The sequence below is a fragment of the Cupriavidus yeoncheonensis genome, from assembly GCF_905397275.1.
Classification (GTDB): Bacteria; Pseudomonadota; Gammaproteobacteria; order Burkholderiales; family Burkholderiaceae; genus Cupriavidus; species Cupriavidus yeoncheonensis.
Window position 1 is genome coordinate 76693 of record NZ_CAJPUY010000024.1, and the last position, 21450, is coordinate 98142.

Genomic DNA, 21450 nt, shown 5'->3' on the forward strand with positions numbered 1-21450 from the left:
AAACCTATCTGTGAAGAACCACTATATTGCCGGCCAATGGCACGACAGCACCGAGGCCGCGATCAGCATCAATCCGTCAGACACCAACGACGCGATCGGCCACTATGCGCAGGCGAGCGCGGCGCAGGCGACTGAAGCCATCACTGCTGCCCACGCCGCCGCGCCTGAATGGGCGCGCAGCACGCCGCAACAGCGCGCCGATGCGCTCGACAGAATCGGCAGCGAGATCCTCGCCCGGCGCGAGGATCTCGGCCGGCTGCTCTCAAGCGAGGAAGGCAAGACCCTGCCCGAAGGTATTGGCGAGGTCACGCGCGCGGGCAATATCTTCAAGTACTTTGCGGGGGAAGCGCTGCGACTGCGCGGCGACAAGCTGGCCTCGGTGCGGCCGGGCGTGGAAATCGAGGTCACGCGCGAGCCCGTGGGGGTGGTGGGGATCATCGCGCCCTGGAACTTTCCGATGGCAATCCCCGCCTGGAAGATCGCGCCGGCACTGGCGTTCGGCAACGCCGTGGTGTTCAAGCCGGCCGAGATCGTGCCCGGCTGTGCCTGGGCCCTGGCGGAGATCATCAGCCGCGCCGGCCTGCCGCCAGGCACATTCAACCTGGTCATGGGGCGGGGTGCCGAGGTGGGCCGGGTGCTGCTCGACGACCGGCGTGTCGACGCCATCTCCTTCACCGGCTCGGTTGCCACCGGCCGTCGCGTCGCTCAGGCGGCCGCGCAGCGAATGGCCAAGGTGCAGCTCGAAATGGGTGGCAAGAATCCCATGGTGGTGCTCAATGACGCCGACATCGATATCGCCGTGGACTGCGCCGTGCAGAGCGCGTTCTTTTCCACCGGGCAGCGCTGCACGGCGTCCAGCCGGCTGATCGTGGAAGAGGGCGTCTATGCGGCCTTTGTCAGCAAGTTGCAGCAACGCACCGCAGGTCTGAGGATCGGCCATGCGCTCGAAGCCGGCACCGACATCGGGCCGGTGGCAAGCGCCGAGCAACTAGCGCAGGACCTGCGCTATGTCGCCATCGGACAGGAGGAAGGCGCTCGTTTGTTGTGCGGCGGTGACCAGGTGTCGCGCAAGGCGCCGGGCTACTATCTGACACCGGCTGTCTTTGTCGACTGCAGCAACGAGATGCGCATCTGCCGCGAGGAAATCTTCGGCCCGGTCGCCACCGTGATCCCGGCCCGGGACTACGAGCATGCGCTTGCGCTCTCCAACGACACAGAATTCGGCCTGGCTGCGGGTATCTGCTCGACCTCACTCAAGTATGTGCAACACTTCAAGCGGCACGCCCAGGCTGGCATGGTGATGGTAAATGTGCCTACGGCCGGGGTTGATTATCATGTGCCGTTCGGCGGCCGCAAGGCTTCCAGCCTGGGCGCGCGAGAGCAAGGCAGCTATGCAGCCGAGTTCTATACGACCGTGAAGACCGCGTACATAGCCGGCTAGAGTACGCGGGCGCCCGGTGAGGGTGCCCGCGCCGGTTACCGGAAGGCGGGAGGCGCAGGTGCCGGCGCCGACCCCGGCGGGCGACGCGGGCCCGTCAGGATGCCTGACGAGTTCAATTCGCGCGCGGTGTGTCAGAATCCGCGGTGCGACTGCGAACACCGACAGGAACTAGCGAATGCCCAAAATCGCGACAGATCAAGCGAGCGCCAGCCAGCTGAACAAGATCGTTGGTACGGCAATCGTCCTGGCAATTCTGTACTTCGCTCGCGAAGTGCTGATTCCGGTTACGTTAGCCTTCATCCTCAGCATCTTCATTCAACCACTCGTTCGCGGACTCCGCCGCATCGGCCTTGACCAGGTAAGCTCTGTTGCCCTCTCGGCACTGGTACTCGCACTGGGTTTATCCATCAGCGGCCTGGTCATCGGCACGCAGCTCATTCGCCTGGGGAGCAGCTTGCCGCAGTATGAAGACACCATTCGCGGCAAGCTCGGGACGCTTGACGAGATGACCCTGGGCAAGCTGAGCGCAATCACGGGTCAGGCAAGCCGGGTATTCGGCAAGCTCACGAACGAACAACAACAAGGTAAGACTCCCGCGAAAGGTTTGTCAGAGTCCGAGGCGGTAAGCGTCACCCGGCCTGTTCCGGTCGAGGTCCATCAACCCGAACCCCGCCCGATAGAACTGCTCACGCGAATCGTCGATTCAATAGCACGCCCGCTTGGGACGGCCGGCGTGGTGTTCGTCGTGCTGATCTTCGTGTTGCTCGAACATGAGGCGCTGCGGGACCGGTTCATCCGGCTGGTAGGCAGCGGCAATCTGCGTGCGACGACGGCATTCGTCAACGACGCAGGCGAACGCATATCGCGCTTCTTCGTTTCACAGTTGCTTGTGAACATCGCCGTAGGCGTAATGATCTGCGTGGGGCTTGCCATCACCGGCCTGCCCCAGGCGCCGTTGTGGGGTGCGATGGCCGGACTGCTCCGCTTTGTGCCTTATGTCGGGATCTGGATCGCAGCCTTCTTCGCGGTATTGCTGGCCACGGCCATCACACCGGGCTGGACGCTGGCGCTCGTCACGCTCGCCCTGTTTTTTGCCATCGAGCTCCTTGTTTCCCAATTGCTTGAACCTCAACTCTATGGTCACGCCACGGGAATGTCGCCGCTATCCGTGGTGATTGCAGCCATCTTTTGGAGTTGGATCTGGGGCCCGGTCGGATTGGTCCTCTCGACGCCATTGACTCTGTGTCTGGTCGTGGCGGGACGTTATATCCAGCCACTCAGCTTTCTCGAGATCCTGTTGGGAGAAGTCCGCGCCCTTACCCTGGCGGAGAATTTCTATCAGCGTGCACTCTCGGGCGACGCTCAGGAGATCCTGGCCAGCGCGAGGCGATTTCTTCGGAACAAGCCACTCAGCGCCTACTGTGACACAGTCCTGATGCCGGCCTTCCACTTGGCCCATGCCGATTTCGCGCAGAGGGAAATCACCCGCACCGAACAACACAAGGTGAATAGCGCAATCGCTTCAGTGCTGGCCAACCTCGAAGGCAAACGAAGCTGGTGGCAGCCCAATCCCCGAATCTCGGTGCTGGAGGGCGGCACGGTCGCGCGGCGGTTGCGAGCGCAGCGGGAACGGCAGATGGGGAGATGGCAGGGGCCCCTGGATGTGCCTGCGGGTACGATCGTACTAGGCATTGGCGCGGGCTCGCCCATTGATGAACTGGCGGCGGAAGTCCTGGTGCGTGTCCTGCGCGCACAGCATCTCGACGGGCGTCATCTCTCGCTCGAGGATCTGCAGGCAGAACCTCCGGTGCGCGAGAGCAGGCCCGAGTCGGTCGCGGCGGTTTGTCTGGTCAACTTGATATCAGACCAGTCGCTGGCCGCTGCGATCGCGGGAATTCGCCGGCGCCTTCCGTATGCAAAGGTTCTTGTGCTGTGCTCGTCGAATCCCTTCGAGCCGCACGAGAAAGGCCCCCCTGACGTACCTGAAGCCGATATTACGGTGCACTCGTTTGGCGAAGCCATGGAGAGTTGCATCTATCTGCTTAAGGGGCCCGGTGTCGGCGCTACCCCGGACGGAATGAATTGATGCGCCCGCTCAATCGTTCGCCCTCGACCGAGACCGGCATCCCGAGTGCAGGAACTGCGCGATCGGTCCAGCCGCCTCCATACTTTCAGCCTGCCTCGGTCCCCGGGTTCAAATAGGCCTCCAGTTCACGTGATACCGTAGAAAAGCGCTCCAGCAGGAAGTCGAGTAGCGCCCGGACACGCGGCGCCATGTACCGGCTACGGTGATACAGGGCATGCACCGGGACATCCGGAGACCGCCACTCGGGCATCAGAATATTCAGTCTTCCCGCGCGCAGATCCGCCCCTATGTCCCATATCGATTTCATTGCTATCCCGTAACCCGCTACTGCCCACTCACGTGCGAGCGCGCCGTCATTTGTCTCTCGGGAACCTGCCAGTGGCAAGGTATAACTCTCGATCTCACCGCCACGCGTAAACCGCCAGTCATTCGTAAGCCCAACTGCGGTCCCCAGGACGATGCAATCGAAGCGCGCCAGATCCCGCGGGTGATCGGGCGCACCGTGCGTCGCCACATACTCCGGCGACGCACAAAGCACGCGTCGATTAGACGCGAGGCGCCTTGCGACAAGGGAGCTATCCGGGGGCACGCCAAACCGGATGGCAAGGTCAATGTCGTCGAGCAACAGATTCGACAACGAATCGGACAGCACCAGGGCGAAAGTCACCTCCGGATACTGCACGTTGAATTCGTCAAGCCAGCCCTTGAGGACGTGACGGCCGAAATCGGAAGTCGCCGAAATCCGCACCTTTCCGCGCACCACGCTCCGGCCGGCCTGTAGCGCGGCATGGGCATCTTCCAGGGCCTGAAGCGCCTGCTGGCAATGCAGCAGGTAGATTCGCCCCTCCTCCGTAAGTCGCAACTGGCGCGTCGTGCGCTCAAAGAGCCGCGTCTTCAGGGCCGCCTCCAGCTTGACAAGACGTGCGCTCGCCGCCGCGGGCGAGAGTCCCAGCTTCCGTCCCGCAGCCGATAGCCCACCCAGGTTTGCCGCTTCAACAAAAAGCCGGATGTCGCCGAGGTTCTCCACGATATTTCCGTTCTTTTTGAAGATGATTCAAATGGTAGGCCAATTATCAAAACCTGGCGGACTTTGCACAATGTGCCACATCAGCAATCGGCCCATTAGGTCCGGAGACCCTCAATCATGTCGACAACCGCCTCGCCACTTTTCACGCCGACCGCTCTCGCCGGCCACACGCTTGCCCACCGCATCGTCATGGCGCCCATGACGCGTGCGCGCAGCACCCAGCCCGGTGACGTCCCCAACGCGATGAACGCCCGCTACTACGCCCAGCGTGCCGGCGCCGCGCTGATCGTGACTGAGGCCACCCAGATCTCGCCCCAAGGCAAAGGCTATTCCTTCACCCCCGGCATCTACAGCCCCGAGCAGGTCGCCGGATGGCGGCTGGTGACCGATGCGGTCCACGCCGCCGGCGGCAGGATCTTCCTGCAACTCTGGCACGTGGGCCGTATGTCCCATCCGGATTTTCACAATGGCGAACTGCCGGTGGCGCCCTCGGCAGTCCCATTCGAAGGCCAGATCTGGAAGGTCGACCCTGCCACGGGCGTCGGCACCATGGTGGCCAGTCCGATCCCGCGTGCACTGACGCGAGACGAGATCAGCAGCGTCGTGGCGGATTTCCGCCAGGCCGCTCGCCATGCCATGGATGCGGGCTTCGACGGTGTCGAGATCCACGGCGCCAATGGCTACCTCATCGACCAGTTCCTGCGTACGACGTCGAACGTCCGCACCGACGAATACGGCGGCTCGCGTGAGAACCGCCTGCGCTTTCTCAAGGAAGTTGTCAACGCTGTGGCGGAGGAGGTCGGAGCCGATCGCACCGCCATCCGCCTCGCACCGTTCCTGACCGCGCGTGGCATGGCCTGTCCAGACATCCTGCCGACCATTCTCGATGCTGCCGAGTTTCTGCAGGCACGCGGCGTTGCCTATCTGCATCTGGTCGAAGCAGACTGGGACGATGCTCCGCAATTTACCGAGGCATTCCGCCAGTCCATCCGCGCCCGGTTCAAGCGGCCGATCATTGTCGCAGGGAACTACGACAAGGCGCGGGCCGATTGGGTGCTGACCAAAGGCTACGCCGACCTGGTTGCCTTCGGCCGGCCGTTTGTGGCCAATCCGGACTTGCCGCGTCGCCTTGCCGATGGCTTGTCGCTGGCTACCTTCGACGCCAGCACACTGTTCGGCGGCGGCGAGCGAGGCTATACCGACCATCCTGCTTTGCCGGGAGCGGATGTTTCCGGCCGGGCCGAGGACGCCGTCACCCTTGCGTGAGCGCTCGCCGGCCGCAACGTGACCAGTAGCGGGGCGGGTTCAATACATCCGCGCGCCAATGCAAGTTCATCTCGACACAAGGAAGAGAAAATGTTCGTTTATCGTGGCTCGACCGCTCTGATTACAGGCGCATCAAAAGGACTAGGGAAGGTCTTCGCGGAGACACTTGCGGCACGAGGCATGAACCTGGTGCTGGTGGCCCGGTCTGGTAACGCTTTGCGCGGCCTGGCGGAAGAACTGACCGACAAGTACGGTGTGCAGTGCCTCCCGCTCAGCGCCGACCTGGCCAATCCCGACGCCGCCATCCGGATCGGTGAGGAACTCGAGCGCAGTGGCATCCAGGTGGACCTGCTGGTCAACAATGCGGGGCTTGGTCTGACCGGCAGCTTCCTCTCGCAGGATTTCACGAAGGTACAGTCGGAAATCCAGGTGAACGTAAATGCGCTGGTCGCGCTGACTCACCTGCTCGGCCGCGGAATGACGAAGCGAGGCAGAGGCGGCATCATCAATCTCGCGTCCAACGCAAGCTTTCAGCCACTCCCTTATATGGCCACCTACGCTGCAACCAAGGCGTTCGTGCTTTTCTTCAGCGAGGCGCTGCAGTATGAGCTCGCTGGCACGGGCGTTCATGTGACCGCAGCTTGCCCGGGGCCAACGGCAACGAGCTTCTTTGACGGCGTGTCGACCGACGTGTCGCCCAAGGACATGGACAGCTCGGAATCAGTTGTTCATAAAACACTCAAGGCCTTCGATCGAAGGAAAGCCGTCGCCTATCCGGGGCGGACAAGCGTGCGAGCGGCCACCTGGCTGTCGCGATTTTTTCCGCGAACGCTCATGGTACGCCTCGCAGCAATGGCCACTGGAAAAATGGGGCTTCAAGGCTGAATGCACTCGGAGATTCGCGCAGCCGCTCGATCATCTTGCGCGAGTTATCGCCGGCTTGACGGATGCATGAAGCAGGCTCAACGCATCGATACGCCGGCTCCGGACGGCGGCATTAACTCTCAGACCAATTGGATACGGATATGAAATGTCAGGAACGTACGCCGACGCGCCAAGGAGAAACGCAATGAAGATTCTCGTGACCGGAGCGACCGGCTATATCGGTGGCGCCGCCGCCAAGGCGCTCATCAAACGTGGACACGAGGTCTTCGGCCTCGCACGATCGGAAGGATCCGCCGGGCGGCTTCGCCTCGCCGGAATCACCCCTGTTGCCGGCGACTTTACCGACAGCGCGAGCCTGATCAGGGCGGCCAGCGGAGTCGACACGATCGTCAGTACGGCAAGCATCGGCTCACTGGCGGGCAGCGCTGAAACGTTCGCGCAGGATCGGGATGCGATTCGCGCCATGCTCGGCGCTGCAAAGGGATCGGGCAAGACTCTTGTCTTCACCAGCGGCTCGGCGGTCCTTGGCATCTTCAATGGCGGCGAGGCGACGCGGGACGTCTTCGGTGAAGATGTGAGCCTGCCTTTACCGCCCTCGGTCTTCGCCCCCCCATCGGCAAATGTGCCGCCTGAGCTGATCGAAATGTTCGGCGCCGCCATGGGCGCACGCGTCGAGACGGAGCAGGAAGTCGCGAACGCCTCTGGTGTCCGCGGCATCGTGATGCGGCCGGGCCTCGTCTACGGAAACGGCGGCAGCTACGACTTGCCCGCCCTCATCCGGATGGCCCGCGCCAAAGGCGTGGCTCCCCACCTCGGGTCGGGTGGCACGCTGCAGGGATATGTTCATGTGGATGATCTGGCCGAACTGTATTGTCTCGCCGTCGAGGGGGCGCCCGCTGGTGCGGTGTTGCACGGCGTGACCGGTGAAGTGAGCCAGCGGGAGCTCGCCACGGCCATCAGCCGAATGATCGGAGCCGGCGATCACACGGCAAGTTTCCGACTCGAGGAGATGTACGCCGCTGGCGGCCCGGTCGGCCTCAGTCTTTCGTTGAACAAGCGCATGTCATCGGAAAAAACACAAAGTCTGCTGGGCTGGTCGCCGCTCCGCAGGGACATCCTGGACGATATCGAGCTCGGCTCGTACGCCGCGTGAGTTCTGATACTCATTGCAACGCATACGAAGTTGTCAGCCCCATGAAGGGAGAGCCAGTTATCACTTGAAATGCGCCGATTGCAACGTAGGGCGGGTTTGCTGCCCATGAATCGGCTCTCCGTGGCGCTGCGCATCCTGCACCAACTGCGAGGGTCAGGGACGGCAGTTCTCGCAGAGTGTGCTTCGAGGCGATCTGGCCGCATTTCAGGCTTCCTCGTCACTCGAATACGCCGAGGGCGCGCAATGGTGGCATTTGCCTTGCCATTTGCAATCGATTGCATTAAATTGGCATTGACAGCGGCGGCGCAGCGTAGGAACTGCTTTGAATCGCCCTGCTTTATCCTCAATGTCGATACAATCGTTTGCAAGGAGAGCATCGCATGGCTCAAGCTACACAAGACAGATCGAACCTCAATCGCTCGTATTGGGGGGCCATTCTCGGAGGCAAGGTCGCCGAGGTCAGCGATGATCAGGAATTCTTCATGGTCGAAGAGGCGGCGACGGCAAAGCCACTGGGCCGCGTTGTGGCCGCGGACGAGTCACTCGTGGGCAGGGTGGTCGCGGATTCGCGACATGCCTACGAGAATGACTGGCGCCAGCGCTCGCCTCGTGAGCGCGCCCAGTTGTTGCATCAGGTCGCGGCCAAGATTCGCGAGCACGCTGATGAACTCGCGGAACTCGAAGCACGCGAAGTCGGCAAGCCGAAGCGCGACGCACTTCGCTTCGACGTTTCATATTGTCATGCCTGTTTTGACTATTTCGCCGGCCTTGCCGATACGCTCCATGGCGAGATCCTTGATCAGGGCGCAATCGAGGCACGCGTACTCTTCGAACCGTATGGTGTGGTTGCGGCCATTCTTCCATTCAACTGGCCGCCGATTCACTTTGCAAAGAAGTCCGCGCCGGCGCTGGCTGCGGGCAATACTGTCGTCGTGAAGCCGGGTGAGCAGGCACCGTTGACCGTCATGCGACTGGTCGAGCTGGCCAACCAGGTGCTGCCCCCGGGCGTACTCAACGTGGTTCCGGGCATCAAGGCCGGGGCCGCCCTGGCGTCACATCCCAAGGTCGAGCGCATCAGTTTTACCGGCGCAACGGCTACGGGTCGCCGCGTGCTGCAGAGCGCGGCGGAGAACATCACCTACGCGACCATGGAGCTTGGTGGCAAGAATGCACTCCTGATTCTGGAAGACGCGGACATGGAGGTTGCCCTGAATGTCGCGCTCGAAGGGATGTTCTATAACCAGGGTGAAGCGTGTACGTCGACGGCCCGCATTCTGGTCCACGAATCCCGATACGCGGAGTTCGAAGCGAAATTTGCCCGCGCCACCGAGAAGCTCGTGGTTGGCAACGGCCTGGATCCGAAGACCGACATCGGTCCGATGGTCGACGGCAAGCAGCGCGACCGCGTGATGGGCTACATCGATATTGCCCTGCGCGAAGGCGCCCGGATTGTCACACAGGGCAGTTTGCCGACGGATCCGCAGTATGAGCACGGCTACTGGGTTCCGCCCACCGTGCTTGGCGATATCGTGCCGACGATGACGGTGGCTCAGGAAGAAATCTTTGGGCCGGTCGCATGCCTGATGCGCTTCAAGACCGAGGATGAGGCCATCGAGATTGCAAACGGCACGGCCTACGGGCTGACCGCGGCGATTGTCACGACAGACGAGGACCGTGCCTGGAAGCTCGCCCGTCGACTGGAAGCCGGCATGATCTTCGTGAACAACTACATGCGCAGGGCTTTTCTCGGCTCGCCCTTCGGTGGCGTGAAAGGCAGCGGGTTTGGTCGTGAAAACGCGACCGAAACGCTCAAGGAGTTCGTGCGCTCCAAGAATGTCCGCTTTCCGTCCGGCAAGACGCCGATCCCGACGTGGCCGCCCAAGGACTAGGCCGGCTGCCGGAGGAAGACTGACGATAGGAATGCCGGTGTCGTTCGCGGAGACAAACTCGACACCGGTGTCTGGCCCAATACACCACGGAATTGAGCAATGAAGAGGATCCTCATAAAGAACGGGTACGTTGTTACCGTCAACGGCGAACGCGACGTATTCGAGCGTGGCGCGGTTGCGATCGAAGGCCAGCGCATTACTGGCGTCTACTCCAAAGAAAACACGCCGACCGGCGAGTTTGACGAGATCATTGATGCCAGTGGTTGTCTGGTCATTCCCGGCCTGATCAATCTCCATCAGCATCCGTGGTACTCGATGTTCAAGGGCATCGCGGACGGGCTGCTGCTTGAGGACTGGATCAGCGACCTGGTCTTTCCACTCGTCCGGCATCTGTCGGGCGACGCCATGCGACTCAGTGGCTACCAATGCGCGATCGAGATGCTTGCCACCGGCACGACGACTTCATTCAACCACTCCGTGTCGGTGAGCGACGAAGCGATCGTGAAGGCGAGCGTCGAGTCCCAGGCCGAAGTCGGTATTCGGCAGTTCTTTGGCAAGGAACTGCGCTGTCGCAACAGCCGCTTCCTCGATCATCCGCTTTCGCTGGACGAGTCACTGGCCGCTGCGGAGGAAGAAATCCGTCGCTGGGACGGCAAGCAGAATGGCCTGATCCGCATGGGTATGGTCATCGAGGCCAACGCCCATTGGACTTCATCCGGCATGAGCACGGAGGAGCTCGTCATCCGCGGCACGGAACTGGCGCGAAAGCTGAACGTTCGCATCAGCAGCCACATCGCGGCAGGGACTTTCTCCACGGAGAAAGGGTTCCTGAAGCACTTGCGTGAAACCGGCCGCACGGACGTGCGATACCTCATGCAACTCGGTGTGCTGGATAAACAATGGATGTTGATCCATGGCATCCACTGCACTGAGCTGGATCTCGAACACATGGCGCATGTGGGGGCCGGCCTCGTGTACACGCCCACCAGCGAAGCCATGCGCGGGGGCGGCATTGCCCCCGCGGCGAATGCGCTTCGCGCTGGCGTGGCGACGGCGCTTGGCACGGATGGTGCCATGGTGGATTACACGAACGACATGCTCGAGCAGGTCAAGGCATGCGTGCTGTTTCAACATCAGCGCCATCTGAACCCGACACGCATGCCGTTCGAACGCGCACTGGAAATGGCAACCATCAATGGTGCGAGCGTCCTGGGTGTCGCAGACGAATTGGGTTCGATCGAGGCGGGAAAGCTGGCCGATATCGCTGTCTTCGACATGCGCGGCCCTCAGGTCGGCTCCCTTCAACGCCCACTGTCCGCATTTCTGGGGGCTGGCAAGGGCACGGATGCCAAGTATGTCGTGGTCAACGGCGAAATCGTCTATCGCGACGGAGAGTTCACCAAGTTCAGGGACCGCAAGGAGGTGCTACGCAGCGTTGAACAGCTCGCGGCGGAAATCATCGCGAAGGCCGGTCTTGCATCCAGGCTGGATGTGAACTGGCTGGAAAGATGTCCTCCGCTTCCTTCCGCGCGTGCCTCGGCCTAATCCACTGTCCGGATATCACCATTTCAGAGCTTTCAGCGTCATGGCATACGTGAAATTCATTCTCGCCTTCGCCTTCCTTTCGGCGGCGGCCGTCAACCTGGCTGGTCCAAATGCCATCCGCGCCGAGTTCGCCAAATGGGGCTACCCGGATTGGTTCAGGGTGGCCGTTTCGGCCGTCGAACTCGGTGGAGCGATTCTGCTTTGCATTGCCGGTGCAGAGTGGGCAGGAGCGTCGGTACTGCTCGTGGTCACGCTGGGCATCCTGATGTCGTTCACCCGATCGAAGGAATGGATGCGAATGCAGTATCCCCTTGTGTTGTTCCTCCTTCTGGCGACCGTTCTGCGGCAACCCCACGCCTGATGACCTGAAGCGCCAAGGCGACACCATCCTCGCCACGAAACCTCGCCGGAGGTAAGCCCCGATCATTAAATGCAATCGATTGTATGATCAAACTGCCCACCTCCTAAGTTGTTTTTGCCGGGACCACCCGTTTCGACAGGAATTTGAGATGCTCTTCCGCCCCATTAACGTCAGAACATTGATCAACGAACGACCGATGTCGCGGTTCCAGATCCGCACACTGGTGCTGTGCTTTCTCGTCCTGGTGACAGACGGCTACGACACCGTCGTTCTCGGATTTATTGGCCCCTCGCTCAAATCCCACTTTGGAGCAACGCCGGCGCAACTCGCCCCTTTGTTTGGCGCCGGATTCTTTGGCTTGGCGGTGGGTTCATTTTTGTTCGGTCCTTTGGCCGACCGGTTCGGAAGAAGGACCGTGCTGATGACCACTGTCGTCATGTTCGGGCTTCTGAGCCTGATATCGGCGTGGGCGCCTTCGCTTGAAATCCTGATTGCCCTTCGCTTCCTCACCGGGTTGGGACTCGGCGGTGCGATGCCCAATGCCTACACACTGGCCGTGGAGTACTGCCCTGACCGGTTGCGATCGACGCTGGTGGCGCCGCTCGGCTGCGGCATCTCGGCGGGTGGCGTGCTGGGTGGCCTGATTGCACCGCATATGATCGGCACGTTTGGCTGGCAATCCATGCTGGTCCTCGGCGGTGTGTTGCCGATGCTTGTCACCCTGGTCCTGTGGGGATGGCTGCCCGAATCTGTGCGTTACCTGGTTGCGAAGGGCCGCGAGGACGAGGCGCGAACGATTGTCAAACACATCGATCCGGCCGTTCCGCAAGAAGGGGCACTCGTGCTTGACGAGGATGCCGCCAAGGGATTTCCGGTTTCCCTATTGCTTCAGCCGAGCCTTCGGGGCGGAACGCTGCTCCTGTGGGTCACTGCATTCATGGCTTTGCTGGTTGTCTACTTTCTGGGTAACTGGTTGACCATGCTGGTTCAGGAAGCCGGTGTGCCGTTCAGCCAGGCGTCGCGGATGACCGCGCTATACCTGACCGGCAATGCGCTTGGTGCGATCCTGCTGGGCTTCCTGATGGACCGCATGAACCCGCAGTACGTCGTCGCAACCGCGTTCCTGTGCGCCGCAATCAGCCTTGCTTCGCTGGGTCATCTTGCGGGCGTGCCGGCAGTTGCCATCGTCGCGCTGCTGATCACGGGCATTGGCACCGGTGGCGCCATGACTGGCACAAGCATCCTGTCGGCTGGCTTTTATCCCACCGTTTCGCGTGCTACCGGCGTGGCGTGGACCTTGGGCATGGGTCGAGTAGGCTCGATTGTGGGTTCGATGGTGGGCGGTGCGATGCTGGCAGCCCACTGGGATCCCACGGTGATGTTCCTGGTGGTCGCCGTGCCGATTGCTGTGGCCTCAATCAGCGTGTATAGCCTCGCGATCTTTCGCCGTCGCCATGCGCAACAGCCAGTGCCGCCATCGACGCGAGAAGGCGCTTCCGGCCATGAGACGACATCCGAAGCGTGACCAGGTCTTTGGTCGGCGGCGCCTCGCGCCGTCGGCATCTGGAACGCTCTCGCGGTGAACTGCTGCCCTCTGTGCGTGCGGTTAGCGAATGTTTGTCGGCGTACGTGCCCGCAGCCGTTCAGTGAGCCTACCCGCGCAGCGTCCTGCAGTGCGTAGCGAGGCAGTCAAGGAATGCCGCTGCGCTGCGGGTTAGCAAGCGGCCGGCTCTCCGGACCAGTTCGATCTGGCGGTGTACCACGGGCTTGTACAGATCGTGCGATCCGAGCCCGGGAGCTTGCCGACATAGGCTGGCACGATGGCGATACCTAATCCTGCCTGCGCCAGGCCCACGGCGGTACTGAGATATTCGACTTCGGAGCGCGGATTCACAGGCACACCGGTCTGGTGAGGATGCTGATCGATCAGTGTGCGCATGCCGGTGGCGTGCGACATCGCAATCAACGGTTGCCCCTTAAGATCCGACCCCGTGAGGTCACGCCGGCGCGTGGCCAGAGGCCGTGCGGCCGGCACCATTCTGCACACAACCGCGGTCAGTCGGCGATCGCCGTCGACGGCGCAACGCCGCCGCCGGGCGTGTCGCAACTCGGCGGCATGCCCGGCATCAAGATGTCTTGTGAGAGATGGCAAGCCGGCCCCGACCTCGGCCATGGAACGGCTCCTGCCCCTTCGAGCGTCGTCTCGGGCAGGTTGCCGCGCCCAGCGGGTTGACCCGCCCCCGACGGTCAGTTTGCGACGCCGACCGGGGCGCCTGACATCAGAACAAGCTGGCTGGCGTTGTCGCTGGTGATGGCGAGCTGCGCGCCCTCGCGAGAGCATTGCATTGCCAACGCCTGCCCGGCGGTAAGCCGAACGCTCTGGCGATTCAGAAGAATGTCGGCTTCGCCGGCGACGACGTAAAGCCACGTATTCGCGTGCAACTGGCCAGAGAAGTCAAAGGAGGTCCCGCTTTCAAAGAAGCAGTCAAGCAGCAGGAACTCCTGTGGGAGGGCGATGGGGGACGAAATCGCTCCGAGCTTGCCTGCTACGACCCGGACCCTCAGGCCGTCCTCGATCAACACCGGAACTTCTTCGGGATGAAGGTCGATAGCGTAGGGTGACACTGACTTCAACTCCGGCGGAAGATCCACGAAGATCTGCATCCCGTGCGTTTCGGCGCCCTCGTTTGCCGGCCATTCATCGTGGACAACGCCGCTGCCAGCAACCATCCAGTGGAGCGCTCCCGCGCGGATCGGGCCGAGGTTTCCGATGGAGTCACGATTCTGGTGTGCGGTAGACGAATCCTCGAAGACATAGGTGATCGCGGAGAATCCGGCATGAGGATGGGGTCCGAAGGTAGGCGCCCGCATCCGGAAGTGATCGACCATCAGCAAGGGGTTGGGCGTGCCATTCCTGCGATTGAAGTTCAGCGCATTGAAATGGCTTCCGATCACCAGGTCGTTACCTTTTACAGGTCCGAAGATTTCGACATTTGAGCTATTCATGGTCTTGACTAAAAGCAGCCGTTGACGGTCGGTTTACGAAGACATGGGACCGGATTGCCCGAGCCCCGATTGTCTTCGGGGAGGTCCGGCCGAGCAGCGTTGCCGCGCCTTTTCGCCGAACCATTTTCGAACTCACTTGCTTGAACTGTTCTTGAGTTGCCACACCAGGCCGGCAAAGGGCATGTCGAGGTCGGCATATACCTGGTGTGCCTTCGGATCGTTGTTGCCTTGCAGCATCTCCACCCCGGCCGTGGCGTAGTCAGTCACCGGAATGCCGGCGGTAGCGAGTCGCTGCAATCCGGCGGTACGTTTGGCATCGCTGAAAGTGCCCGATGCATCCAGTACCACACGCGGGTCGTAGCCCGCCGCCTTGAGCGTCATTGCGGGGAAGGTGGCACAGACCTCCAGAGACACGCCGGCAATCAGCACCTGCTTGCGACCGGTCTTTTCAATTGCGGCCCGAACCTTCGGGTCATCCCACGCATTGATAGCCGCGCGGCTGATCACTGGCACACCCGGAAGGGCGGCGGTCAGTTCGGGAATGGTGGGGCCCCACATGCCATCCGGCATCGTGGCGGTCACGACCACCGGAATCCCGAGCGTCTTCGCCGCCTTGGCCAAGCCCACCACGTTGTGTTTGAGCTGGGCGAGGTCAATGTCGCGCACGCCCGTGAACAGGCCCACCTGATGATCCACCAGCAGAAGTACCGTGTTGTCGCGGGACAGCAGGGCGTGTGTGGCGCCAGCGGGAGCCACATTGTTGTTGGCGGGAGTGGCGCTGGCCACGCCGGGCGTGACAGCGGAAGTCGTGGCAACGGCCAGCGCGAGAACCGTGGCTTTCAGGAGCGAATGAAGTTTCATGATCGTCAGAACGTTGATGATTGGGAGAAGACGGCGTCGTATTGGTGCCGCCTGTAACCGTCCGGTGCATCACTCAACCGGGCTGAATGCATGATAGGAGAGCAACGATCCACGATAAATGTGGTACATAGCAACCTATCGTTTCCCACAGGAAACGATCTTCCCGCGATTGCCAGCCAATGCCATGCCTCTCGACCTGAACGATCTTTATCTCTTTGCAAAGGTGATCGAACACCGCGGCTTCACCGCTGCAGGAGAGGCCCTCGGCGTCAGCAAGTCGCACATTTCCCGACGGGTGACAGGCCTGGAAAGCACGCTTGGCGTCCGGTTGCTTCAGCGAACTTCTCGTCGCCTGAGCCTGACAGATGCCGGCCAGGAACTGTACGACCATTGCCGGGCCATGATTTCGGAGGCACAAGCCGGAGAGGAAGCCGTTCGCCGGCGAACGGCGGAGCCCGCCGGGCTGGTTCGGGTTGGCGTGCCGGTTCCGCTGACAGATACCGTGCTGGCCCGACTGCTTCCTCGCTTCATGTTGCGCTACCCCAAGGTACGGCTCGCCATCCAGGCCAGCAACCGTCAGGTCGACCTCGTCGAGGAAAATATCGACGTGGCCATTCGCGGCCTGGGCATGGAGGTGGAATCATCGAGCCTGGTACAGGCTCCGCTGTGTACCGCTCGCTGGGGGCTGCTTGCCAGCCGGGCGTATCTGGCTCGGTCGACCGTGATTGACTCCCCCGAATCGCTGCCGCCTGGCGACTTCCTGATGTATGCGTCGATCCATGAACCCATGACTGTCTTGCGCCTGGTTCACACCTCTGGCGAGGTAGCCACCCGGCCAATTCAGCCGCGCATGCAGAGCGACAACATCGCGTCACTGAAAGAGGCGGCGCTTGCGGGGATGGGTATCGCAAGCCTGCCGCTATATGCATGCAGAAGCGAGATCGAGGATGGAGCCCTGTCAGTCCTGCTGCCGGAGTGGCGCCCCAGGGAGGGGCGATTGGCGGTGCTGTTTCCGACCCGCCGGGGAATGATGCCCGCAGTGCGCGCCCTTGTAGACTTTCTGAAGGATGAGCTGCCTCGGGAGGTCAGCTAGCAGCGTCGGCCTGCCAACGCCGCTCCGCTGCAGCCCAACGGCCTGGAGAGACCGCAAACGCCAGCGAGATCCCACCAAATAGGCGACTGACTCGCAGATCATCGCCGCCAGCTATCAACGATAAGGCATCCCGGCCCGCCATGCCGGGTGCGACGACTCCGCCTGTTGCGCTTTGGAGCTAGGGTAGTCCCTAAACTTGCAATCGATTGCAATGGCTATGCAATCGTTTGTAGAATGAGATCTCCCTGACAACGAAAGAGAGCCATGCACCCGAGAGAGCGGTATGGCGGAGGAGGTAACAAGTGAACAGATGCAAATGGGTAGCGGCCGCGCTGGCGACGGTCCCGGCCATCGCCGCTGCACAGTCGGTTACGGTGTACGGGCTGATCGACACGGGCGTGGAGTATGTCAACCATGTCGGGACGGCGGGCCACAGCGTCGTGCGCATGCCAAATCTGACCGCCACCGTACCGTCGCGTTGGGGCTTGCGTGGCACGGAGGATCTCGGTGGAGGGCTCAAGAGTGTGTTCGTGCTCGAATCCGGTTTCGCGCCCGACTCCGGTACTTCGGGGCAAGGCGGCCGGTTGTTCGGCCGTCAGGCGTTCGTGGGACTTAGCGATGAGCGTTGGGGGCAGCTCACATTCGGGCGCCAATTCACGATGCAGTTCTGGTCGACCCTTGAATCGGATATTTTGACCTCGAACATCTACGGCGCAAACGCGCTCGATAGCTTTCGCGCCAATCCCCGTGCCGACAACGTGATCGGGTACAAGGGAAAGTTTGGCGGGGTGACGATAGGCGCTACCTATAGCCTGGGTCGTGACACAGTCAATGCGCCCGCCGGGGCAAATTGCGCCGGCGAGAATCCAGCCGACAAGTCTGCATGCCGCGATTGGTCGGCGATGCTCGCGTATGACGCGAATAACTGGGGCGTTTCCACGGCATATGAATCGATGCGTGGCGGGGCGGGGGCCACGGGTGGCTTGACCAGCAGCAGTCGGAAGGATGATCGCTGGATCTTTGGTGGATACCTCGCGCTGTCCAGCATGAAGATCGGTGTCGGGGGTACGCTTCGCAACAACGAAGGCAGCACCACGCCGCATAGTCAGCTTTACTACGGTGGCGTGTCCTATGACGTCACGCCAGCATTCAACCTCGCCGGCGAAGTGTATTTTCTACGCTTCAACAACAGCCCGAACAAGGCCTGGCTCGAGGCGATCCGCGGCACCTACTCGTTTTCGAAGCGCACCGCGGTATATCTGACGGCGGGCTTTATCGACAATCGGGGCAATCTTGCGTTGTCGGTCAGCAGTGGTGATACCAGCAGTGCTGCGCCGAAGCCGGGAGGCAACCAGTTTGGCGCGATGATGGGGGTAAAACACACCTTCTGACGCGCAAGTTCCCCGCTCCGAGGACTCTGTCGGAGCGGGGAATCCCGCTTGCAACCATCGATCTGGCGCATTCGCGTCAAATGAACGGGTCCACCAGCCTGTGCGTCGTCAGAACGTCATGACGGCAAACTGATTGTTCAAGTAGCGCCGGGCGAGTTCGACATAGCGGGTTGCGGTCGCATTCAGGCCTTCCCGTTCTTCGGCCGTAAGCGATCGCAGGAGACGGGCAGGGTTACCCGCCCATAATTCTCCGGAATCGACCACTTTGCGCGGAGAGAGCACTGCACCCGCAGCTAGCATGCCACCTGAACGGACGATGGCACCATCCAGGACGCGCGCGCCGAAGCCGACGAGAGCGCTGTCTTCGAGCGTGCACGCATGCAGGATCGCCCCATGGCCGACCGTTACGTTATCGCCAACAATGCATGGAAGTCCGTTGGTCGTGCCGTGGATGATCGTGCCGTCCTGGATATTGGTTCGGTGGCCAATGGATATTCGCTGAACGTCGCCGCGCAGGACGCAGTTGAACCAGATGGACGACTGAGTCCCGATGGTTACATCCCCGATGATTTGTGTTCCCCGGGCAACAAAGGCGCCCGGATCGATAACAGGCACGAGTGGCGAAGAGGGTGTTTCGGTATTCAACATGTCAGCCCTGAATTTTGGCGCGCGTTCGCGCGGTTGCCCGCAGCGAAAGGCGGGCGTGGAAGGTCTGCCCAGGGGCGGGGCATCGTGCTCGGATTGCGTTCTGCCCCACCGCGTGCGGCTGATTATTTGATCGGCGGTACCGGACGTGTGGAAGCGCCTTGCGCCAGCACGAATTCGCAATGCAGGGTGTAGTACGGCGCCTGCTTTCCGGCATGTGGGCCGGAATCTGCCTCATGCCGCTCGAACTTGCCTATCAGGTCTCGCGTGACACCGAACGTTACATCCGAGTCCAGATACTCGGCATCATCGGCAAAGATCTGCGAGATGAGCGTTTCGTGACCTTCCGCGAAAACGATGAAATGCAGATGAGCGGGACGGTAAGGATGACGATGCTGGATGCGGAGCAGGTCTCCGACGGGCCCATGCGTGGGCACAGGGTAGCCGGCAGGTCTCAGGCTTCGGAAGTCGAAGTCGCCGTGCGCATTCGTAAAGAAATGGCCTCTCAAATTCATCTCCGGCTGGTCCGGATCCTGATTCTCATAGAGGCCGACTGGCGAAGCCTGCCACACATCCACTCTCGCATTCTGGATCGGTGTCCGACGAGTATCGAGAACTCGCCCCGTGACAAAGATCGGGGTTGCGGTCGTATCATCCTGGACGATCGAAGCACCGAGTTCATAGCGCGGTGAGCCTTCACGAAAAAAGGGGCCAAGCAAAGCACCGCCAGTGCGATCTTCGTGCATGGAATTGTTCAGTACCTTGACTAGCGTGGAGTAGCCAAGTACGTCTGCCAGCAGCACAACTTCGTTGTGGGCGTCGGTGCAAGTCAGGCCAATCCTCCGCAGGAAGTCGAGCCCCTGTTCATACTCATCGTCGGTCAGCTTGACCTGATTCAGGAAGGCATGGCCATGCTCGACCAGTGCATTCAGGATCTCCTTGAGGCGGGGATCTTCGGTCCTGCTCATTGCGGCAAGCACCACGTCGGTGACTGACGCGGCATCGCTGACAATGCTGCCTTGCTGCACAGTTTTCGTCATTACATTTCTCCTTGCAATCGTTTGCATAATAGTTCCGAAAACCGCCATTGTCAAAGTCATCAGTGATGGCTCGGGATCGCCTACCCGGCGTTCGACATCTGGCTCTGGCCGGTGCGACGGCACTCTTCAGCATCGCGCCTTGACGTTCGCGGTATCGCGTCGCTATCATGCAATCGATTGTATAAAGTTGCAGGAGAACGAGATGAATTTCCTAACGGTCCTTGGCTTCGAAGGCGCTTTCAACCTTCCGGTATGGGTAGGGCAGCGGCAGCGTCACTTCGAAAAGCATGGGTTGGAAGTCAGCCTTGAGTTCGTCAAGGGGTCGGTGGACATGATCAACCGCCTGACTTCGGGCACGGCACAGATCGCCTTGACGAGCGTTGACAACGTGCTCGCGTATCGGAGCGGTCAGGGCGAAACGGCAAACGGCAGCGCACCGGACCTGGTGGCATTCATGGGGGGCGATCATGGATTCCTGTCGTTGATGTCGCAACCGGAAATCACCTCCGTCTCGCAACTTCGAGGCAGGACGCTTTCGGTGGACGCACTAACCACTGGCTTTGCCTTTCTGCTGCGGGAAATCCTTGTTGCGAACCACGTCGCATTGACCGATGTGGTATTTGATGCGGCGGGCGGCACCGGCAACCGGTATCGCGCGCTGGTCGCCGGTCAGCACGACGGGACATTGGTGCGCACGCCATTCGAGCGCCTGGCGGAACGCCAGGGTTGCAATGTCCTGGCTAGCGCCAAGTCGCTGTTCGCGGACTACCTGGGCACGGTGGGGGCGGTCCTGCAGTCATGGGCGTCGCAGAATCGGCAGCAGCTTGTCGCATTCCTGCTGGCATATCGCGAGGCATTGAACTGGATCTTCGACGCAGGTAACGCCGAGGCAATCGTCGAGATTCTGCGGACGGAATTTGCCCAGCTTACGCGCGACGACGCCCGCGCCGTGCTCGGCGACCTGATTGACCCGGCACATGGACTCATCCGGGACATGGAGATCCCGGACGCTGGTCTTGCCCTGGTCTCGCGTATTCGCGACAGCCACGCATCGGCTCCGACGACCCGGCCATTTGTGGATTGTGTGGACCGCCAGTACCTCCGACGCGCGCAGGAAACGGCCGGCTGGTTGCGATAGGCGGCGATACTGTCAACGTCATACGGGCGAGGATGCATTGGCATCCTCGCCCGCCGATGTGGCCACCGCGCTATGCGCGGCTTTGCCCTGTCGTCAGTCGACGACCGCAATGGCCTGCACTTCCACCAGCATCTCCGGCTTTGCCAGGCCCGTGACGGTGATCAGCGCGCTGGCAGGAAAGTTGTCTCCGAACACTTCCTTGCGGACCCTGGTGAATTGATCGCCATACCGCCCATCGGTAATCGATACCGTCATCGTGACAATGCTGGCGAGCGTTCCCCCGGCCTCTTCGAGGGTCTTGGAAATGCGGCGAAAGACCTCGCGCGCTTGCCCGTCGAAGTTTCCCGCAAGGGAATTTCCCTGCCCGTCCTCGACCACGGTCTGGCCCGCCAACCAGACAATGGTGCCCCCCTGCGTAATGACTGCGGGAGAGTATGCCCGCTGCTGTGTCGCATCGCGCTTGATATAGCGGCGGACATGCTGCTGTCGCTGTTCATTTGCCATGTGAAACCTCGCTTTTGTTGAGTGGTTGTGAAGAGTGATATCGGTAATGGGACATCGCGAAGCCAGCCGTAGGTGTTGAGCTAACTGGCCGCTGGTCGCGCCAGACTGCCGCACGGACG

At 61.4% G+C, this 21450-nt stretch carries 19 protein-coding genes; 12 read left to right on the forward strand and 7 right to left on the reverse strand.

Translation table 11 applies throughout. The features are described from left to right. The first annotated feature begins 10 nt into the window (after positions 1 to 10). Together KHO22_RS26710 and KHO22_RS26715 are read left to right on the forward strand one after the other, a co-directional pair. The gene (locus KHO22_RS26710; protein ID WP_211950181.1) at positions 11 to 1441 is read left to right on the forward strand and encodes an aldehyde dehydrogenase family protein; all 1431 of its coding nucleotides are present in this window, start codon (positions 11 to 13) and stop codon (positions 1439 to 1441) included. Positions 1442 to 1616: 175 nt separating this feature from the next. Continuing rightward, positions 1617 to 3527: an AI-2E family transporter gene (locus KHO22_RS26715; RefSeq protein WP_211950182.1), complete on the forward strand. Its 1911-nt coding sequence runs from the start codon at positions 1617 to 1619 to the stop codon at positions 3525 to 3527. Between the two features lie 85 nt (positions 3528 to 3612). On the opposite strand, the gene KHO22_RS26720 is transcribed toward KHO22_RS26715, so the two are convergent. Further along, positions 3613 to 4554, reverse strand: a complete 942-nt coding sequence (locus tag KHO22_RS26720; protein WP_211950183.1) for a LysR family transcriptional regulator — start codon at positions 4552 to 4554, stop codon at positions 3613 to 3615. A 117-nt stretch (positions 4555 to 4671) separates the two neighbouring features. On the opposite strand from KHO22_RS26720, the gene KHO22_RS26725 reads away from it, so the two are divergent. From KHO22_RS26725 to KHO22_RS26755, 7 genes are all read left to right on the forward strand, one after another. Next, positions 4672 to 5820, forward strand: a complete 1149-nt coding sequence (locus tag KHO22_RS26725) for an alkene reductase (RefSeq protein WP_211950184.1) — start codon at positions 4672 to 4674, stop codon at positions 5818 to 5820. 90 nt (positions 5821 to 5910) lie between these two features. After that, positions 5911 to 6705, forward strand: a complete 795-nt coding sequence (locus KHO22_RS26730) for an SDR family NAD(P)-dependent oxidoreductase (RefSeq protein ID WP_211950185.1) — start codon at positions 5911 to 5913, stop codon at positions 6703 to 6705. A gap of 184 nt (positions 6706 to 6889) precedes the next feature. Continuing rightward, positions 6890 to 7858: an NAD-dependent epimerase/dehydratase family protein gene (locus KHO22_RS26735; RefSeq protein WP_211950186.1), complete on the forward strand. Its 969-nt coding sequence runs from the start codon at positions 6890 to 6892 to the stop codon at positions 7856 to 7858. A 380-nt stretch (positions 7859 to 8238) separates the two neighbouring features. Then, entirely contained in the window at positions 8239 to 9747 is a 1509-nt protein-coding gene (locus KHO22_RS26740) for an aldehyde dehydrogenase family protein (protein ID WP_230427038.1), read from the forward strand. A gap of 99 nt (positions 9748 to 9846) precedes the next feature. Continuing rightward, positions 9847 to 11292, forward strand: a complete 1446-nt coding sequence (locus KHO22_RS26745; protein ID WP_211950187.1) for an amidohydrolase family protein — start codon at positions 9847 to 9849, stop codon at positions 11290 to 11292. A 40-nt stretch (positions 11293 to 11332) separates the two neighbouring features. Then, positions 11333 to 11653, forward strand: a complete 321-nt coding sequence (locus KHO22_RS26750) for a DoxX family protein (RefSeq protein ID WP_211950188.1) — start codon at positions 11333 to 11335, stop codon at positions 11651 to 11653. Positions 11654 to 11801: 148 nt separating this feature from the next. Then, positions 11802 to 13178 carry an MFS transporter gene (locus KHO22_RS26755; protein WP_211950189.1) on the forward strand — a complete coding sequence of 459 codons (1377 nt, stop codon included), beginning with the start codon at positions 11802 to 11804 and terminating at the stop codon, positions 13176 to 13178. 189 nt (positions 13179 to 13367) lie between these two features. On the opposite strand, the gene KHO22_RS26760 is transcribed toward KHO22_RS26755, so the two are convergent. The 3 genes from KHO22_RS26760 to KHO22_RS26770 form a co-directional block, all read right to left on the reverse strand. After that, a complete protein-coding gene (locus KHO22_RS26760) occupies positions 13368 to 13826 on the reverse strand; it encodes a LysR substrate-binding domain-containing protein (RefSeq protein WP_230427039.1) in 459 nt (152 codons plus the stop codon). A 74-nt stretch (positions 13827 to 13900) separates the two neighbouring features. Further along, positions 13901 to 14659: a pirin family protein gene (locus KHO22_RS26765; protein WP_211950190.1), complete on the reverse strand. Its 759-nt coding sequence runs from the start codon at positions 14657 to 14659 to the stop codon at positions 13901 to 13903. Positions 14660 to 14791: 132 nt separating this feature from the next. After that, a complete protein-coding gene (locus KHO22_RS26770) occupies positions 14792 to 15520 on the reverse strand; it encodes an isochorismatase family protein (protein WP_211950191.1) in 729 nt (242 codons plus the stop codon). Between the two features lie 118 nt (positions 15521 to 15638). On the opposite strand from KHO22_RS26770, the gene KHO22_RS26775 reads away from it, so the two are divergent. Continuing rightward, positions 15639 to 16613 carry a LysR substrate-binding domain-containing protein gene (locus KHO22_RS26775; RefSeq protein WP_230427040.1) on the forward strand — a complete coding sequence of 325 codons (975 nt, stop codon included), beginning with the start codon at positions 15639 to 15641 and terminating at the stop codon, positions 16611 to 16613. 302 nt (positions 16614 to 16915) lie between these two features. Continuing rightward, positions 16916 to 18004: a porin gene (locus KHO22_RS26780; RefSeq protein ID WP_211950192.1), complete on the forward strand. Its 1089-nt coding sequence runs from the start codon at positions 16916 to 16918 to the stop codon at positions 18002 to 18004. 108 nt (positions 18005 to 18112) lie between these two features. Here the strand turns inward: KHO22_RS26780 and KHO22_RS26785 are convergent, their stop codons facing one another. Next, complete coding sequence (locus tag KHO22_RS26785; RefSeq protein ID WP_230427041.1) at positions 18113 to 18652, reverse strand: gamma carbonic anhydrase family protein; 540 nt, start codon at positions 18650 to 18652, stop codon at positions 18113 to 18115. Positions 18653 to 18774: 122 nt separating this feature from the next. Next, positions 18775 to 19689 carry a dioxygenase family protein gene (locus KHO22_RS26790; RefSeq protein WP_211950193.1) on the reverse strand — a complete coding sequence of 305 codons (915 nt, stop codon included), beginning with the start codon at positions 19687 to 19689 and terminating at the stop codon, positions 18775 to 18777. Between the two features lie 202 nt (positions 19690 to 19891). Here KHO22_RS26790 and KHO22_RS26795 point away from each other — a divergent pair, with 202 nt between their 5' ends. Next, complete coding sequence (locus tag KHO22_RS26795; RefSeq protein ID WP_211950194.1) at positions 19892 to 20827, forward strand: ABC transporter substrate-binding protein; 936 nt, start codon at positions 19892 to 19894, stop codon at positions 20825 to 20827. Between the two features lie 93 nt (positions 20828 to 20920). On the opposite strand, the gene KHO22_RS26800 is transcribed toward KHO22_RS26795, so the two are convergent. After that, on the reverse strand, positions 20921 to 21331 hold the full coding sequence (locus KHO22_RS26800) for a RidA family protein (protein WP_211950195.1): 411 nt from the start codon (positions 21329 to 21331) through the stop codon (positions 20921 to 20923). Positions 21332 to 21450 lie beyond the last annotated feature (119 nt).